The organism is Pseudomonas sp. AC211 (assembly GCF_979258055.1).
This window is the reverse complement of record NZ_OZ409830.1, coordinates 686962-704982: the sequence shown is the minus strand read 5'-3', so window position 1 is coordinate 704982 and position 18021 is coordinate 686962. Positions and strand designations below refer to the sequence as shown.

General features: G+C 61.2%; 13 protein-coding genes. 12 read left to right on the top strand and 1 reads right to left on the bottom strand.

From position 1 onward, the window contains the following. The first annotated feature begins 20 nt into the window (after positions 1-20). The 7 genes from algG (at position 21) to ACZZZP_RS03385 (ending at position 9975) form a co-directional block, all read left to right on the top strand. The gene (gene algG / locus ACZZZP_RS03415; RefSeq protein ID WP_463381807.1) at positions 21-1664 is read left to right on the top strand and encodes a mannuronan 5-epimerase AlgG; all 1644 of its coding nucleotides are present in this window, start codon (positions 21-23) and stop codon (positions 1662-1664) included. A 14-nt stretch (positions 1665-1678) separates the two neighbouring features. Beyond that, complete coding sequence (locus ACZZZP_RS03410) at positions 1679-3166, top strand: alginate O-acetyltransferase (RefSeq protein ID WP_463384641.1); 1488 nt, start codon at positions 1679-1681, stop codon at positions 3164-3166. Continuing rightward, on the top strand, positions 3163-4275 hold the full coding sequence (locus tag ACZZZP_RS03405; RefSeq protein WP_463381806.1) for a mannuronate-specific alginate lyase: 1113 nt from the start codon (positions 3163-3165) through the stop codon (positions 4273-4275). The genes ACZZZP_RS03410 and ACZZZP_RS03405 overlap by 4 nt, the downstream gene beginning before the upstream one ends. Positions 4276-4875: 600 nt before the next feature. Beyond that, on the top strand, positions 4876-6444 hold the full coding sequence (locus tag ACZZZP_RS03400) for an MBOAT family O-acyltransferase (RefSeq protein ID WP_463536262.1): 1569 nt from the start codon (positions 4876-4878) through the stop codon (positions 6442-6444). Positions 6445-6456: 12 nt separating this feature from the next. Further along, a complete protein-coding gene (locus ACZZZP_RS03395; protein WP_463381804.1) occupies positions 6457-7632 on the top strand; it encodes an alginate O-acetyltransferase in 1176 nt (391 codons plus the stop codon). A gap of 70 nt (positions 7633-7702) precedes the next feature. Continuing rightward, a complete protein-coding gene (locus ACZZZP_RS03390; protein ID WP_463384640.1) occupies positions 7703-8353 on the top strand; it encodes an alginate O-acetyltransferase AlgF in 651 nt (216 codons plus the stop codon). 176 nt (positions 8354-8529) lie between these two features. Beyond that, on the top strand, positions 8530-9975 hold the full coding sequence (locus tag ACZZZP_RS03385; RefSeq protein WP_463381803.1) for a mannose-1-phosphate guanylyltransferase/mannose-6-phosphate isomerase: 1446 nt from the start codon (positions 8530-8532) through the stop codon (positions 9973-9975). Between the two features lie 184 nt (positions 9976-10159). On the opposite strand, the gene ACZZZP_RS03380 is transcribed toward ACZZZP_RS03385, so the two are convergent. Beyond that, positions 10160-11551: a PhoH family protein gene (locus ACZZZP_RS03380; protein ID WP_122452130.1), complete on the bottom strand. Its 1392-nt coding sequence runs from the start codon at positions 11549-11551 to the stop codon at positions 10160-10162. A gap of 541 nt (positions 11552-12092) precedes the next feature. Between ACZZZP_RS03380 and ACZZZP_RS03375 the strand changes: the two genes are divergently transcribed. The 5 genes from ACZZZP_RS03375 (at position 12093) to phrB (ending at position 18018) form a co-directional block, all read left to right on the top strand. Next, on the top strand, positions 12093-13388 hold the full coding sequence (locus tag ACZZZP_RS03375) for an NCS2 family permease (protein WP_122492879.1): 1296 nt from the start codon (positions 12093-12095) through the stop codon (positions 13386-13388). Next, a complete protein-coding gene (trmA, locus tag ACZZZP_RS03370) occupies positions 13385-14473 on the top strand; it encodes a tRNA (uridine(54)-C5)-methyltransferase TrmA (RefSeq protein ID WP_463381802.1) in 1089 nt (362 codons plus the stop codon). Before ACZZZP_RS03375 ends, trmA begins: the two co-directional genes overlap by 4 nt. Before the next feature lie 127 nt (positions 14474-14600). After that, positions 14601-15554 (top strand): YbgA family protein, encoded by a 954-nt coding sequence (locus ACZZZP_RS03365; protein ID WP_463381801.1) that lies wholly within the window; start codon positions 14601-14603, stop codon positions 15552-15554. Positions 15555-15568: 14 nt separating this feature from the next. Next, complete coding sequence (locus ACZZZP_RS03360; protein ID WP_122492882.1) at positions 15569-16540, top strand: MerR family transcriptional regulator; 972 nt, start codon at positions 15569-15571, stop codon at positions 16538-16540. Then, positions 16540-18018, top strand: coding sequence for a deoxyribodipyrimidine photo-lyase (gene phrB, locus ACZZZP_RS03355; RefSeq protein ID WP_463381800.1), 1479 nt, complete (start codon positions 16540-16542; stop codon positions 18016-18018). The genes ACZZZP_RS03360 and phrB overlap by 1 nt, the downstream gene beginning before the upstream one ends. The last annotated feature ends 3 nt before the right edge of the window (positions 18019-18021 follow it).

Below are 18021 nucleotides of genomic sequence, written 5' to 3'. Positions count from 1 at the left end.
CGCCCAGGAGAACCTTTGCGATGACTGCACACACCTTGCCGCTTAACCCGCTGCTGCTGGCTGGCACGCTGCTGCTGATGGGTGCGCTTAGCGGTTCGGCCCTGGCAGTGGAGGCGCCGCCCGCCGCCGATAACCAACAAGACGCGGCGCGCGCCAGTGATGCGCCGCTGCCTGGCACCGACGGCAAGCCGCAGGCCACCAAGGAATTGCGCCAGGCCAAAAGCTACACCGTGACCACCGCGCCCACCGAGGCGCTGGAATTGGCCGCACCGAAATTGCCCGACCTCAGCGGCTACACCGCCGAGGCGGTAAACGCCAAGATCGACCGCCGTAAAAAAGGCAGCGTCACCGTGCGGCGCATGGTGCAGCAAGACGCCCTGAAAGAATTTATCGGCGGCAACAACCGCATGGCCGAATGGGTGACGCGCCAGCGCGGCATGCCACAGGCGATCTTTATCGAAGGCGGCTACGTCAGCCTCGGCGAGGTGGCGAAAACGCTGCCCAAGCAGTACTTCACCGCCGATGCCAATGGCGTGTTCACCCTGCGCTTGCCGCTGGTGGTGGCCAAAGACGCGACGCTGCAGATCGACAAAGACGTGAAGCAACTGCGCCTTTCGCAAGACCGCGGCGCGTTTATCGTCAACGACGGCAAGCTGTTTATCACCGACACCCAACTCACCGGCTGGAACGAGGCGAAGAAGGCGCCGGCTACCTTCAAGAAGCCCGAAGAATTTCGCCCGTTCCTGCTCTCTTGGGGTGGCACCGAGACGTACATCGTCAACAGCAAAATCGCCAGTTTCGGGTACAGCACCAGCAAGTCGTACGGCGTGAGTATTTCCCAGTACACGCCAAACATGAGCAAGCAGATGGGCCGGCCAATGCCCACCGGCTGGATCATCGGTTCCGAGTTCTCGGACATGTGGTACGGCTTCTATTGCTACGAAACCCAGGACTTCGTCATCAAAGACAACGTCTACCGCGACAACATCATCTACGGCATCGACCCCCACGACCGCTCGCGCCGCCTGGTGATTTCCGGCAACACCGTGTACGGCACGCACAAGAAGCACGGCATCATCATTTCCCGCGAGGTGGATGACAGCTGGATCATCAATAACAAGGTGTACGACAACGCCTTGTCCGGCATCGTCATCGACCGTAACAGCGTGAACAACCTCGTCGCCTACAACGAGGTTTACCGCAATAAATCCGACGGCATCACCCTGTACGAAAGCTCCAACAATCTGATTTGGGGCAACCAGGTGATGAGCAACGCGCGCCACGGCATTCGCCTGCGCAACAGCGTGAACATTCGCCTGTACGAGAACCTCGCCGCCGACAACAAACTGGTCGGCGTGTACGGCCACATCAAAGACCTGAGCGACACCGACCGCGACATCGACCTCGACCCGTTCGACACCAAGGTGTCGATGATCGTGGTCGGCGGCGAACTGATCAGCAACGGCTCCGGGCCGCTGTCCATCGACTCGCCATTGAGTGTGGAGCTGTACCGGGTGGCCATGCTGGCGCCGACTAAATCGTCGGGCATCAGCTTCTCCGGAATTCTCGGCGACAAGCAAAACGAAATTCTGGACCTGATGGTTCGCCAGGATAAGGCAGTGCTGATCGACCCCGTTGAAAGCCAGGCCGAACTTCAGGACTGAGGAGCATGCATTTCATGTACGTACACAAGCCCCTGCACACCGACACGCGCCCAGCCAAATGGCTCGCCCCGTCTGCACTGGCGCTCGCCCTGCTCGCCGCCGCCCCTATGACCGAGGGCGCCGAAACCGGTGCGCCGCAGTACAGCGTGCGCGGTAATCCGCCGCTGTGCCCGGCGGCAGCGAACAACAATTTGTACAACACCAAGTACCTGGGCTTCTTTACCCACTTGGTGCAGGCCCAGGACGACTGGCTGTTCCGTACCACCTACGACCTGCGCACCGACTTCGGCACCACGCCCGAGGGCTACGCCAAACTCAAAGCGTTGCGCGATGCCCTGAAGAAAAAAGGCATCGAACTGGTGGTGGTGTATCAACCGACACGCGGCCTTATCAACCGGGAAAAACTCACCGATGACGAGCGCAAGGCGTTCAACTACGAGCTGGCGAAAAAGAACTACCTCGCCACCGTGGAAAAGCTGCGCCAGACCGGCATGTGGGTGCCGGATTTCAGCCCCTTGTTCGATGAAAACGAACAGCACGCCTACTACTTCAAAGGCGACCACCACTGGACGCCTTACGGTGCCGAGCGCACCGCTAAAATCACCGCCGCCACGCTGAAAGAAATCCCAGGCTTTGACGACATTCCCAAGCAGCAGTACGAAAGCAAGCGCGTGGGCCTGTTGTCGAAACTCGGTACCTTTCACAAAGCCGCCGCGCAGTTGTGCGGCAACAGCTACGCCACTCAGTACGTCGACCGTTTCGAAACCGCCGTGGCCGACAGTGGCGGCGGTGAAGGCGGCGGCGGTGATGACTTGTTCGGCGATGAATCGCAGCCGCAAGTGGCGCTGGTGGGCACCAGTAACAGCGGCCCCGCATACAACTTCGCCGGTTTTCTTGAGCAATACAGCGGTGCCGAAATTCTCAACAACGCCATCTCTGGCGGCGGCTTCGACAGCTCGCTGCTGCAGTACCTGAGCAGCCAGGAGTTCCACGAGCACCCGCCGAAAATCATCGTGTGGGAATTCGCCACCCACTACGACATGGCGCAGAAAAGCTTCTACCGCCAGGCCATGCCGCTGGTAGACAACGGCTGTGAAGGGCAAAAAGCACTGCTGAAAAATGACGTGAAACTGCACAACGGCAGCACCGAGATTCTGGTCAACGGCAAAAGCCAACTGCTCGACCTGCAAGGCGGTCAACACCAGATCGACCTGACCTTCAGCGACCCTTCGGTGAAAACCTTGCAAGCGACCATCTGGTACCTCAACGGCCGCCGCGAAAACCTCAAACTGGAACAAAGCGCCGCCGCCGATACTGGTGGCCGTTATGTGTTCCAACTGCGTAACGACCCTGGCTGGGCAGAGTTGAACATGCTCGCCATGGAAATTCACAGCCCCGAGCAAATGCCCGACGGCCTCAGCGTAAAAGCCACGCTGTGCAAACGTCCGGCAGGCGGGGCCGGCACCCTAACGGCAAAAGCCGCAGGAGGCACGAACCTATGAACATCCCTCACACCTTGCTGCGTAGTGCAGCGTTGAGCACCTTGTTGGTGGCCGGCAGCGCCAGTGCTGCCCTGGTTCCGCCCCAGGGCTACTACGCGCCGATTGAAAGCAAGAAAAGCAAACCGCCGGAAGAACAATGTGGCGCGCCGCCCAAGCCCTACACCGACAAGCTGGTGTTTCGCAGCAAATACGAAGGCTCCGACAAAGCCCGCGCCACGCTGAACAAGGAATCGGAAAAAGCCTTCCGCGACTCCACCGCCAGCATCACCACGCTGGAACGCGGCGTGAGCAAGCAGGTGATGGGCTATATGCGTGACGGTCGCCAGGAACAGCTCGACTGCACGCTGAGCTGGCTGACCACCTGGGCACAGGCCGACGCGTTGCTCAGCACTGACTTCAACCACACCGGCAAGTCGATGCGCAAATGGGCGCTGGGCAGTGTGGCGTCGGCGTACCTGCGCTTGAAGTTCTCCGAATCGAAACCGCTGGCGGCGTACCCGCAACAGGCGCAACTGATCGAGCGCTGGTTCGGCAAGTTGGGCGATCAGGTGGTGAAAGACTGGAGCTACCTGCCGCTGAAACAAGTGAACAACCACTCGTATTGGGCGGCGTGGTCGGTGATGGCCACGGCGGTGGCGACCGACCGGCAAGACTTGTTCGATTGGGCCATCGAGCAATACCGCGTGGGCGCCAATCAGGTCGACGAGGAAGGCTTTTTGCCCAACGAGCTGAAACGCAAACAGCGCGCCCTCGCCTACCACAACTACGCCCTGCCGCCGCTGGCCATGATCGCCAGCTTCGCCGAAGCCAACGATGTAGACCTGCGCACAGAAAACCGCGACGCCCTCAGCCGCCTGGCCAAACGCGTGATGGAAGGCGTCAACGACCCCGGCGAATTCGCCAGCAAAGCCGGCGTAAAGCAGGACATGGACGACCTGAAAATCGACAGCAAATTCGCCTGGCTGGAACCTTACTGCCAGCTCTACCAATGCGCCGGCGATACGTTGAAGTGGAAGCAGTCGATGCAGCCGTTCAAGACCTTTCGCCTGGGTGGCGATTTGACCCGCGTGTTTGATCCGCAGGCGGAAAAGGGCAAGAAGGATTCCTGAGTTTTAAGCGGATGGTGTTTGCCCAGGCAACACCATTCAGCCCCCTCGCCCCAGCGGGGAGAGGGCTGGGGGCGGCCGGCTAGGTGAGGGGGTTGGATTTCAGCCCGAGCAATTGAGTAAAGGCAGCAAGTTTGCCCTCACCCTAACCCTCTCCCGCAAGCGGGAGAGGGGACTGACCGAGCTAGACGCAGTATCGCGATTCGGCCCCCTCGCCCCAGCGGGGAGAGGGCTGGGGGCGGCCGGCTAGGAGAGGGGGTTGGATTTCAGCCCCAACAATTGAGTAAGGGCAGCAAGTTTGCCCTCACCCTAACCGCCTCTCCCGCAAGCGGGAGAGGGGACTGACCGAGCTAGACGCAGTATCGCGATTCGGCCCCCTCGCCCCAGCGGGGAGAGGGCTGGGGGCGGCCGGCTAGGAGAGGGGGTTGGATTTCAGCCCGAGCAATTGAGTAAGGGCAGCAAGTTTGCCCTCACCCTAACCCTCTCCCGCAAGCGGGAGAGGGGACTGACCGAGTAGCTCGAAATAACACAATCCACCCGGAAATCCCGGGGGGGTTTGGGGGGGATGTGGCGCTAGCCACGTCCTCTGAACCGAAGGTGACGATGGAGAGAGTCGGATGGTTTTTTTCATCCAATGTGTTCCTGTTCTTATTCCTGCCGATTTTCCTCGGCTTGTACTATTTGAGCGGGCAACGCTATCGCAATCTGCTGCTGCTGATTGCCAGCTACGTGTTCTACGCCTGGTGGCGGGTGGATTTTCTCGCGCTGTTTGCCGGCGTCACGCTGTGGAATTACTGGATCGGCCTCAAGGTCGGTGCCGCCGGGGTACGGACCAAGCCGGCGCAGCGCTGGCTGCTGCTCGGTGTGGGTGTGGACCTGTGCATTCTCGGTTACTTCAAATACGCCAATTTCGGCGTCGACAGCCTTAACGCCATCATCACCTCGTTCGGCCTGGAGCCGTTCATTCTCACCCACGTGCTGCTGCCCATCGGCATCTCGTTCTATATCTTCGAGTCGATCAGCTACATCATCGATGTGTACCGGGGCGACACGCCGGCCACGCGCAATCTCATCGACTTCGCCGCCTTTGTGGCGATCTTCCCGCACCTGATTGCCGGCCCCGTGTTGCGCTTTCGCGACCTGGCCGACCAGTTCAACAACCGCACCCACACCCTGGATAAATTCTCCGAAGGCGCCACGCGCTTTATGCAGGGTTTCATCAAAAAGGTGTTTATCGCCGACACCCTGGCGATTGTCGCGGACCATTGCTTCGCTCTGGAAAACCCCACCACCGGCGATGCCTGGCTCGGTGCGCTGGCGTATACGGCGCAGCTGTATTTCGATTTCTCCGGCTACAGCGACATGGCCATCGGCTTGGGCCTGATGATGGGCTTTCGCTTTATGGAGAACTTCAAGCAGCCGTATATCAGCCAATCGATCACCGAGTTCTGGCGGCGTTGGCATATCAGCCTGTCCACCTGGCTGCGCGATTACCTGTACATCACCCTGGGCGGCAATCGCGGCGGCAAGGTGGCGACGTACCGGAACCTGTTCCTGACCATGCTGCTGGGCGGCCTCTGGCACGGCGCGAATATCACCTACATCGTGTGGGGCGCCTGGCATGGCGTGTGGCTGGCGATTGAAAAAGCCATCGGCATCAACACCGCACCGCGCAGTTTCAACGTGCTGCGCTGGGCCTTCACCTTCTTGCTGGTGATCATGGGCTGGGTGATTTTCCGCGCGGAAAACCTGCACGTGGCCGGCCGCATGTACGGCGCCATGTTTGGCTTTGGCGACTGGAACCTGTCTGAACTCAACCGCGCCAACCTCACCGGCCTGCAAGTGGCGACGCTGGTGGTTGCTTACGCCACCCTCGCCTTCTTCGGGCTGCGTGATTTCTACGCCAACCTGCCCATCGACAAGCGCAAAACCGCCGAGGCCGACGGCCCCGCCACTGCGCAACCAGGCACCGTTAAAGCAGTGCCGGGCGAGCAGCCGAACATTCATGTGCCCGGCTTCACCGTGGGCACCGATGCACAGGTGCAAGCCGCGTACTGGACCGCCGACTGGCCGCGCTACGCCATGCGAGCGCTGGTGTTGCTGCTGTTCGTGGCGTCGATTCTCAAGCTCTCGGCGCAGAGCTACTCGCCCTTCCTTTACTTCCAGTTCTGAGCGAGCCCAGCCATGACCCGATCATTACGCATTCTGTATATCGCCGTGTTCCTCGGCCTGCTGCTGGGCCTAGGCCTGTGGTCGCTGCGCGCCTTTATGGGCTTTAGCACCACGCCAACCGACACGGTGCTGAACGGCAAATGGGCCAAGGCCGCCGAAACCCAGTACGACAAGGAGTTCCCACTTAAACGCCTGGGCACGAACTTATGGGCGGCGCTGGATTACACGCTGTTCAATGAAGGCCGCCCCGGCGTGGTGCTGGGCCGTGACCAATGGCTGTTCAGCGATGAGGAATTCAAGCCCATCGCCAACGGCCAGGATTATCAGCAAGAGAACCTGGCGCTGATTCAGGGCGCCCGGGAGCAGTTGGAAAAACAGGGCGTGAAGTTGGTGTTGGCCATTCTGCCGGCCAAGGCGCGGTTGTATCCCGAGCACTTGGGCGACGAAGCCCCGGCCTCGTTGCACAGCGACTTGTACCAACGCTTCCACGCCAGCGCCGAACAGGCTGGCATTGTCGCCCCGGACCTGCTCATGCCGCTGCAACACGCCAAGCTGCAAGGCCAAGTGTTTCTGCGCACCGACACGCACTGGACGCCCATGGGCGCCGACGTGGTGGCGCAGAACCTCAGTACCACGGTGGCGAAACAGGCGCCGATCAATGCCGCGCCGCAGCAGTTCATTACCGAATCGAAACAGCCCGAGCCGTACAAGGGCGATCTCACCTCGTTCCTGCCGCTGGACCCGCTGTTCAGCGACCTGCTGCCCAAGCCGGACCAGTTGCAACAGCGCACCACTCGCGCCGCTGACGAGCCGGGCGCAGAAGGCGATGACGCCCTGTTCGCTGATGCGCAAGTGCCCGTGGCACTGGTGGGCACCAGCTACAGCGCCAACCCGAACTGGAATTTCGTCGGCGCGCTGCAACAAGCGCTGAAAAGCGACGTGGTCAGCTACGCCGAACAGGGCCACGGGCCGATTGAGCCGATGCTCAAGTATTTGCAAAGCGATGAATTGAAAAACGCGCCGCCCCAGGTGGTGATCTGGGAATTCCCCGAGCGCTATTTGCCGATGAAAACCAACCTGAGCGACTTCGATCCCAAGTGGGTCGCTCAACTCAAGGCCGCCGGTGCGGCTACTGACGTGGCCGCATCCGGCCGCCAATCCTCCTTGCCAATCCAGGCAAACCGCTAGACCGGTGCCCTGCTCGCGCCTTTCAGGGCGGGCGCCACCCATCATGGAGAACGACACAATGAAGCCATCCATCACCCATGCAATCGTTAACAACCGCCTCGGTAAAGCCTGCGCGTTCGTGGTAGTTGGCCTGCTCGCCACCCAGGTGCACGCCGACGAAGCCGCGCTCTACGGCCCCACCGCGCCGAAGGGCTCGGCATTCGTGCGGGTGTACAACGCCGGCAGCCAGGAAATCAACGCCACGGTGGGCAGTGCCAAGCTCAACGACGTGGGCCCACTGGGCAGCAGCGACTTTGGCTTTCTGCCGGGCGGCGACTACAGCGCTCAGGTCGGCTCGCAAACCGTGCCGGTAAAGCTGGCCGCCGATAAGTACTACACCATCGTCGCCCTGCCCGGCGGCCAACCGAAACTGGTGGAAGAGCCGCCATTCAAAAACAAACAGAAAGCCCTGGTGCGCGTGCAAAACCTCAGCGACACCAAGGTCACCCTGAAAACCGCCGACGGTAAAACCGCCGTCGTCGAAGACGTCGCCCCCGCCGCCCGTGGCGACCGAGAAATCAACCCGGTGAACGTCAAGCTCGCGCTGTTCAACGGCTCGCAGAAGATTAGCGACCTGAAGCCGGTCTCGCTCGCTCGGGGTGAAGCGGTTGCGCTGTACGTCACCGGCTCCGGCAGCAAGCTTTCGCCAGTGTGGGTCAAGCGCCCTGCTGCCACTGAATAAACCAGCTTTTGGCTTTTCGCTTCGTGAATATCGATCTCGCGAGCTAGAGCGTGCCAAGGCAAAACCAGACCAGGAAGCGCAGTTGGCTGTAGCCAATGAGCAGTCCTGGGCTGGTTTTAACGCAGGCAGGCCGACGCGCAGCAGATCGCACGGACTCACATGTAAAGGAGATTCCCATGATTCCAATTATTCTTTCGGGCGGCAGCGGATCCAGACTCTGGCCGCTATCGCGCAAACAGTTTCCCAAGCAATTCCTCGCACTCACCGGCGAGCACACCATGTTCCAGCAAACCCTCGAACGCCTGGTGTTCGAAGGCATGCAGCCGCCGGTAATTGTGTGCAACAAAGACCACCGCTTTATCGTGCAAGAGCAGCTCTCGGCGCTGAACCTGGCGAGCCAGGCGGTGCTGATGGAACCCTTCGGCCGCAACACCGCGCCGGCCGTGGCTATTGCGGCGATGAAGCTGCTCAATGAAGGCCGCGACGAGCTGTTGCTGGTGATGCCGGCCGATCACGTCATTGATGACCAGAAAGCCTTCCAGCGTGCCCTGGCCATCGCCACCATCGCCGCCGAGGCGGGCGACTTGGTGCTGTTCGGCGTACCGGCAACCAAACCGGAAACTGGCTATGGCTATATCAAAGCCGGCCAGGACATCGCGCTGCCCGAAGGCGTCAGCCGCGTCGAGCAGTTCGTGGAGAAACCCAATGCCCAGCGCGCTGCCGAGTTTGTTAAATCCGGCAGCTATTTCTGGAACAGCGGCATGTTTCTGTTCCGCGCCAGCCGCTTCCTCGACGAACTGAAACGCCACGACCCGGACATCTACGACACCTGCCTGCTGGCCCTGGAACGCAGCACCTTCGATGGCGAAAACATCGAAATTGACGCCGCCACCTTCGAGTGCTGCCCGGACAACTCCATCGACTACGCCGTGATGGAAAAAACCGACCGCGCCTGCGTCGTGCCGCTGACCGCTGGCTGGAGTGACGTGGGTTGCTGGAGTTCGTTGTGGGATGTGCATGAAAAAGACGACGCCGGCAACGTCACCAAGGGCGACGTGGTGGTGCGCGACAGCCACAACTGCCTGGTACACGGCAACGGCAAGCTGGTGTCGGTGATCGGCCTGGAAAACATCGTGGTGGTGGAAACCAAGGACGCCATGATGATCGCCAGCAAAGACCGCGTGCAGGAGGTCAAGCAGCTGGTCAACACCCTGAAAGAAGCCGGCCGCAGCGAAACCGAAAACCACTGCGAGGTGTATCGGCCGTGGGGCTCGTACGACTCGGTGGACATGGGCGGGCGCTTTCAGGTCAAGCACATCACCGTGAAACCGGGCGCGCAGTTGTCCCTGCAAATGCACCACCACCGCGCCGAGCACTGGATTGTGGTGTCGGGCACCGCCGAGGTGACGTGCGATGAAAACGTGTTCCTGCTGACGGAGAACCAGTCCACTTACATTCCCATCGCCTCGGTTCACCGGCTGGCTAACCCCGGCAAGATTCCGCTGGAGATTATTGAGGTGCAGTCCGGCAGTTATCTGGGTGAGGACGACATTGAGCGGTATGAGGATATTTATGGGCGCAATGAGGACAGCGGGGTGCAGGTGAAGACGGTGGTGCGCTAGGTTTTAAACGGCCCCTCACCCCAGCCCTCTCCCGCAGGCGGGAGAGGGAGCCGATCTCCGTTCGCCCGCAAAACGTCCCCCCCTCGCCCGCTCGCGGGAGAGGGGCCGGGGGTGAGGGGCTGTGGATTTACAAGCCAAAAAAAACCGGGCCCAATCGCCCGGTTTTTTCCCTCCTATCCAACCCTCACATATTCGCTTCCGCGTACTCGGCCAATACCGACCGTGGCACGCCTTGCAGGGTGATATGCACCCCATGTGGAAAATCTTTAAAGCGCTCCGTCAGGTAGGTCAGCCCCGAGCTGGGTGCTGACAGATACGGCGTATCGATCTGCGCCAGGTTACCCAGGCACACCACTTTGGAACCGGTACCGGCACGCGTGATGATGGTTTTCATCTGGTGCGGCGTCAGGTTCTGGCATTCGTCGATCAGGATCAGGCTTTGCTGGAAGCTACGACCGCGAATGTAGTTCAGCGATTTGAATTGCAGCGGCACTTTGCCAAGGATGTAGTCGACGCTGCCGTGGGTGTTCTCGTCGTCCATGTGCAGGGCTTCGAGGTTGTCGGTGATGGCGCCCAGCCACGGCTCCATTTTTTCCGCTTCGGTGCCGGGCAGGAAACCGATTTCCTGATCCAGACCTTGCACGCTACGGGTCGCGATGATGCGCCGGTAACGCTTGGTGACCATGGTTTGTTCGATGGCGGCCGCCAGGGCCAGAATGGTTTTGCCCGAGCCGGCAGCGCCGGACAGGTTGACCAGGTGAATGTCCGGATCAAGCAAGGCGAACAGCGCCAGGCTCTGGTAGATGTCGCGCGGGCGCAGGCCCCACGCTTCCTGATGCAGCAAGGGTTCCTGGTGCAGGTCGAGCAGCAGCAGCTCATCGGCTTTGATGCCTTTGACCCAGCCGACAAAGCCCTGCTCGTCGATGATGAATTCGTTGATGTGTACGGCCGGCAAGTTGTCGGTCATCTGCACGCGGTGCCAGGTACGGCCATGGTCCTGGCGGGTGTCGACCTTGTTGACGCGATCCCAGAACGAGCCGCTGAGGGTGTGATACCCGCGCGGCAACAGCGAGATGTCGTCGACCAGTTGGTCGGTGTGGTAGTCCTCGGATTCAATGCCACAGGCGCGCGCCTTGAGGCGCATGTTGATGTCTTTGGTAACCAGCACCACAGAGAGGCCCGGCTTGCGGGCTTGCAAGTCGACCAGCTGGTTGATGATTTTGTTGTCGTTGAGGTCTTCGGGCAGCCAGGTGATGGGCTCGGCGCGACGACTCATGAGGATGGAGAGGTAACCGCAGGGACCGCTTTTATCGCGTTGAATCGGTACACCGTGTTCGACTTCTTCGGGAGAGGCACCGCCGAGGATCTTGTCGATCAGGCGGATGGCTTGCCTGCATTCTGCTGCGACGCCTTGCTTGCCAGTTTTGAGTTTGTCCAGCTCCTCGAGCACGGTCATGGGGATGGCGACGTGGTGTTCCTGGAAATTCAGGAGGGCGTTGGGGTCGTGGATCAGAACGTTTGTATCGAGGGCGTAGAGGATTGGAGCAGTAGGGCTGGAGCGTCCGTGGTCATCCATACTCGGTCACCTTCTTATAGGAGCCAAGCGACGGAATGCCAGGTCAGCGCTCCGCCGCACCAGACCGCCGTTTCATTCCCTGGCCGCAGCGGGGGAATTGCACCAGCAGAGAAGAGGCTGCTGCGTGCCAGTTACGACGGTCTGCCTTTTAGATACTCCAAAAAACGTGACAGGAAAAAGTAATTTTTGCGTTTGCCAGGTTTATTTTTCGGTGCGACGAAAAGCCCTTGGCGTACCTGCAGCACCTCGTTAGAGTCGGAAGTCCTACCAGCGCTTAACAGCCTTTTCCTACATACATTTTGAGTATGCAGGATCGTTCGCCCCGGCCTCCTCCCGATCTCGTTCATCAGTCACCGTTTCCTGCAGTACCGGCCTGCGCCCGATGCAAGGCACGAGTGCGCCCTTGCGAACTGGTATGATGCGCCGCTTTTTTCGCCGCACCCGACTCCTCGGAACCGAGCCACAGAGCGCCAGCCAGGCGTCTGTGCTTTGCTTCGATGAGCAACAAGACGGCCACTGATCACATCCGCGGAGCCCGCCCATGCTGGAAAGACTGTTCCAACTCACTGCACACAACACCACGGTGCGCACCGAGGTCCTCGCCGGGATCACGACTTTCCTGACCATGGCTTACATCCTGTTCGTTAACCCGAGCATCCTCGGCGAGACCGGCATGGATAAAGGCGCCATATTCGTGGCGACCTGCCTGGCCGCCGCCATCGGCTCGGCGATCATGGGTTTTATCGCCAACTACCCCATCGCCCTCGCGCCGGGCATGGGCTTGAACGCGTTTTTCACCTACACCGTCGTGCTGCACATGGGCCACACCTGGCAAGTGGCGCTGGGTGCGGTGTTCCTTTCGGCGTGCATGTTTTTCGTGCTGTCGATTTTTCGCATCCGTGAATGGATCATCAACAGCATTCCTCTGGAGCTGCGCTCGGCCATTGCCGCCGGCATCGGTTTGTTCCTGGCCCTGATCGCGCTGAAAGAAGCGGGCATCGTCGTCGCCAACCCGGCCACGCTGGTGGGCATGGGCGACCTCAGCCAACCGGCGCCGCTGCTGGCGATTCTCGGCTTCTTTATTATCGTTGCGCTGGAAGCTCGCAAAATCACCGGCGCCGTGTTGATCGGCATTCTGGTGACCACCGCAGCGGGCATCGCCCTGGGCGTTTCGCAGTTCGGCGGCGTGTTCTCAATGCCGCCGTCCTTGGCCCCAACCTTTATGCAGTTGGACATTAAAGGCGCGTTGAACATCGGCCTGGTGACCGTGGTGTTTGCCTTCCTGTTTGTGGATATTTTCGACAACTCCGGCACGCTCATCGCCGTGGCCAAGAAGGCCGGCCTAATGCGCGCCGACGGCCATATGCCGAAGATGGGCCGCGCCCTGATCGCCGACAGTAGCGCGGCCATGGTCGGTTCGGTGCTCGGCACCTCGACCACCACCAGCTACATCGAATCGGCAGCGGGCGTCAGCGCCGGTGGCCGCACCGGGCTTACCGCCGTGGTGGTGGCCATTCTGTTTCTGCTGTCGCTGTTCCTCGCGCCACTGGCGGGCAGCGTGCCGGCTTTCGCCACCGCGCCAGCGTTGCTGTTCGTGGCCGTGCTGATGACCGCCGGCCTGGCAGAAATTGACTGGAGCGACATCACCGTCGCCGCCCCGGTGGTGATTACCGCCCTGGCCATGCCACTGACCTTCTCGATTGCCAACGGCATCGCCTTTGGCTTTATCGCCTGGGCGGTGATCAAGCTGCTCGCCGGCCGCTGGCGCGAACTGAACCCGGCCATCGTGATTCTGGCCGTACTGTTTGTGGTGAAACTGGGGTGGTTCAACGCATGAGCGCGCCCCAATTCGACCCCAGCACCTACGACGCCCAACTGGCGGAAAAGAAGCAGCGCCTGCAGGATTTGCTCGCGCCGTTTGATGCACCCGCACCGCAAGTATTCGAGTCGCCGCGGGAGTTTTATCGCCTGCGTGCCGAGTTCCGCTTGTGGCGCGAAGGTGAAGAACGCTTCTACGCCATGTTCGCCGCCGGCGATAAACACACGCCGATCCTGCTCGAAGACTTCCCCATCGCCAGCCAGCGCATTAACGCGCTGATGCCGTTGCTCAAAGCCGCTTGGCAGGGCAGCAAGGCGCTGGGCTTCAAGCTGTTTCAGGTGGAGTTTCTGACCACGCTGGCCGGCGACGGGCTGATAACCCTGTGCTACCACCGCCCGTTGAACGAGGAATGGCAGGCTGCCGCCGAGCAGTTGGCGGCGGACCTGGGCGTGAGCATCGTCGGCCGCTCCCGTGGGCAACGGCTGGTGGTTGACCGCGATTACGTCGTAGAAAAACTCGATGTTGCCGGCCGCACCTTCAGTTACCGACAACCGGAAGGCGCCTTCACCCAACCCAACGGCGCCGTGAACCAGCACATGCTCAATTGGGCGTACGACGCGCTCGGTCAACGCAGCGACGACTTGCTCGAGCTGTATTGCGGCAACGGCAATTTCACCCTGCCGCTGGCCACCCGCGTGCGCAACGTGCTGGCCACGGAAATCAGCAAAACCTCGGTGAACGCGGCGCTCGCCAATCTGGATGACAACGGCGTGAGCAACGTGACGTTGGTGCGTTTGTCGGCCGAAGAACTGACCGAAGCGCTCAACGAAGTGCGGCCGTTCCGTCGCCTGCAAGGCATCGACCTCAAGGCCTACCAGTTCGGCAGCGTATTCGTCGACCCGCCGCGCGCCGGCATGGACCCCGACACCTGCGAGCTCACGCGGCGTTTCGATAACATCCTGTACATCTCCTGCAACCCGGAAACCCTCGCGGCGAACATCGCCCAGTTGAACGACACGCACCGCATCGAGCGCTGCGCGCTGTTTGACCAGTTCCCGTACACCCATCACATGGAATCGGGCGTTCTGCTGACGCGCCGTTAATCGCCGCGGCTGCTCCCCTGCGGAAATACTTGTACAAGGCGCTTGCACTTGTACAAGTACATCACTAGTCTCTCGCCTAAAGCTGTACAAGATCTTTCTCTTGTACAAGTAAGCCGTAGGGGCAGACATGGGTCAGAGCAAACCGAAAATAGCCGTCAGCGCCTGCTTAATGGGCGATGAGGTGCGCTACAACGGCGGGCACAAGCGTTCAACGCTGTGCACCGAGCAACTGACTGAGCACGTGGATCTGGTGGGCGTTTGCCCGGAAGTGGCGATCGGCATGGGCACGCCGCGCGAGCCGATCCGCCTGGTGGGCGATATCGCTGCACCGCGTGCGGTGGGCACCGTGAGCCCTGAGCTGGAAGTGACTGACGCACTCACCGCCTACGGCGAGAAGATGGCCACGCAGCTCACCGGCATCAGCGGCTACATCTTTATGCAGAAGTCGCCCTCGTGCGGGCTGTACCGGGTCAAGGTGTATCAGGCCAATGGCTTGCCGGCGCCGGGCGGTGGTCGTGGTCTGTACGCCGCTGCGTTCTGTGCGGCTGTGCCGGATTTGCCAGTGGAAGAAGAAGGCCGGCTGAACGACCCGGTGCTGCGGGAAAATTTCCTCACCCGCGTTTACGCCTATGCCGATTGGCAGGAGCTGCTGCAAACCGGCCTGACCCGCCAGCGCCTCACGCACTTTCATGCCCGCTACAAATACCTGTTGCTGGCGACCAACCCTGAGCAGTACCGCGCCCTGGGCCAATTGCTTGGCGACATGGTGCTGCACGATTTGAAAGACCTCGCCCCACGCTACTTCAGTGCACTAATGGAAGCGCTGCGCAAATGCGCCACGCGCGGCACTCATAGCAACGTGTTGCAGCACCTCAGCGGCCACTTGAAGCAAACGCTGAGCACCAAAGAAAAAGCCGAAATGCAGCAGCTGATCGAGCAATATCGCCGCGGTTACGTACCGTTGGTGGTGCCGCTCACGCTGCTTAAACACCATTTCCTCTTGCACCCTGATCACTACGTTGCGCAACAGGTTTATCTGCAGCCGCACCCGGCCACGCTGAGCCTGCGCAACGCGCTCTGAATTGGAACAGACACATGAATAAACACGCCCCCCAGCACGATGAACCCGAAGACAGCACCGATGCCGAGCTGCAAGCGGCGCTGGCCAATAACTTGTTGCCGATCCGCGACGTGTCGCGCATTACCGGCGTCAACCCGGTCACCCTGCGCGCCTGGGAGCGTCGCTACGGGTTGATCGTGCCGCAGCGCACGGCCAAAGGGCATCGCCTGTACACGCAAGACCACATCACCCGTATTCAGGCAATTCTCACCTGGCTCAATCGCGGCGTGGCGGTCAGCCAGGTCAAGGCGCTGCTGAAAACCGCCGCGCTGCCTAACGCCCATGTCGACAGTAATGGCTGGGAAGAAGCCCGCGTGGCGCTGCTCAATGCCATTAGCGAACAAGCTGAGCGTCGGCTGGACGATGCCTTCAAGCGCGTCGAGCTGTTGTACCCGCCGAAACTGCTCTGCGAACAACTGCTGCTGCCGCTGCTTGCCGAGCTGGAACAGCGTTGGCAAGGCCAGTTCGGCGCGCAGTTGGAGAAGGTGTTTTTCTTCTCCTGGCTGCGCAGCAAATTGGGTTCGCGCATTTATCAAAACAACCGTCAGCAGAGCGGCGCGCCGTTGCTGCTGGTGAACCTGTCGGACCTGCCGATGGAACCGGCGCTGTGGCTGTCGGCCTGGCTGCTGAGCAGCGCCGATTGCGCCGTCGAGGTATTCGACTGGCCGTTGCCGCCGCTGGAGTTGGCGCTGGCCATCGAGCACATCAAGCCGCGCGCCACGCTGTTGTATTCCGGCCAGGCGCTGGCCAGCGCGCAGTTGCCCAAGCTGCTCGCCGACAGCAGTTGCCCGCGCTTGCTGGTGGGCCCGACCGTGCGCATTCACCACGCCGATTTGCTCGCACTACAAACCCAGCTCAACGGCTTGCACCTGGCCGATGATCCTTTGCTGGCCCTGGAAACCTTGCAGCAGCTCGACTTGCTCGGCGCCAAAAAGGCCAACGCGTGATGCGCCAGCTGATGTGGTTTCGCACCGACCTGCGCGTGCAGGACAACAGCGCCCTAACCGCCGCCATGCAGGCGGGGCCGACGCTCGCGGTGTTTCTACTCAGCCCTTCGCAATGGCAACAACACGACGACGCGCCGTGCAAAGTCGACTTCTGGCTGCGCAACCTCGCGCCCTTGCGCGACGCGCTGGGAAAGCTGGGCGTGCCGCTGCTGGTCCGCAAGGCCGACACCTGGGCCGACGCGCCGCAGGTGATTGCCGAGCTGTGCAACGAGCATGAAATTGGCTGCGTGCAAGTTAATGAAGAGTACGGAATCAACGAAACCAAGCGCGACCATGCCGTGGCCGACCGCTTGGGCGAGCAAGGCGTGCTGTGGCACAGCCACCTCGATCAGTTGCTGTTCCAGCCGGGCAGCATTCTGACCAAAGCGGGCAATTACTTTCAGGTGTTCAGCCAGTTCCGCAAGGTCTGCTACAGCCGCCTGCACACCGCGCTGCCGCCGCTTGTGCAGCTGCCGAAAAAGCAGCCGGCGCTGGGCATTGCCAGCGATGCTCTGCCCTCCTCCGTGCCCGGTTTCGCCACGCCACCTGCCAGCCTGCAAGCACTGTGGCCGGCGGGCGAGGCTGAGGCCCATGAGCGCCTGGACACCTTTGCTGACGAGCGCATCGGCGACTACCACGACAGCCGCGACCTGCCGGCCAAACCGGGCACCAGCCAACTGTCGACGTACTTGGCGGCGGGCGTGGTGTCGCCGCGCCAATGCCTGCACCGCGCATTGATGAGCAACCACGGTGAGTTCGAAAGCGGCAACACCGGCATCATTACCTGGATTAACGAGCTGCTCTGGCGCGAGTTCTACAAGCACATTCTCGCCGGCTACCCCCGTGTGTCGCGGCACCGCGCGTTTCGCCAGGAAACCGAGGCGCTGGCCTGGCGCAAGGCGCCCAAAGACCTCGCTGCCTGGCAGGAAGGTCGCACCGGCATTCCGCTGATCGACGCGGCCATGGCGCAGTTGCTGGCCACCGGCTGGATGCACAACCGCCTGCGCATGGTGGTGGCGATGTTTCTAACCAAAAACCTGCTAATCGACTGGCGTGAAGGCGAGCGCTTTTTTATGCGCCACCTGATCGATGGCGACCTCGCCGCCAACAACGGCGGCTGGCAGTGGAGCGCGTCCACCGGCACCGACTCGGTGCCCTACTTCCGCATTTTCAACCCGGTCAGCCAGTCGCAGCGCTTCGATACCCAAGGCCGTTTTATTCGCCACTGGCTGCCGCAGTTGAATGCCCTCAGCGACAAAGACGTGCACAACCCGCACGTGCGCAAAGGCGCCGACCTGTTTGGCGGCGTGGACTACCCCGCGCCGATTGTTGATTTAAGCAGTAGCCGTGCCCGCGCCATCAGCGCGTTCAAGAGCCTGGGCGATGCCCAACTTCCGCCGCTGTTTGGCGACGACAGCGATGTGCCCTGGAGAAACTGAGCC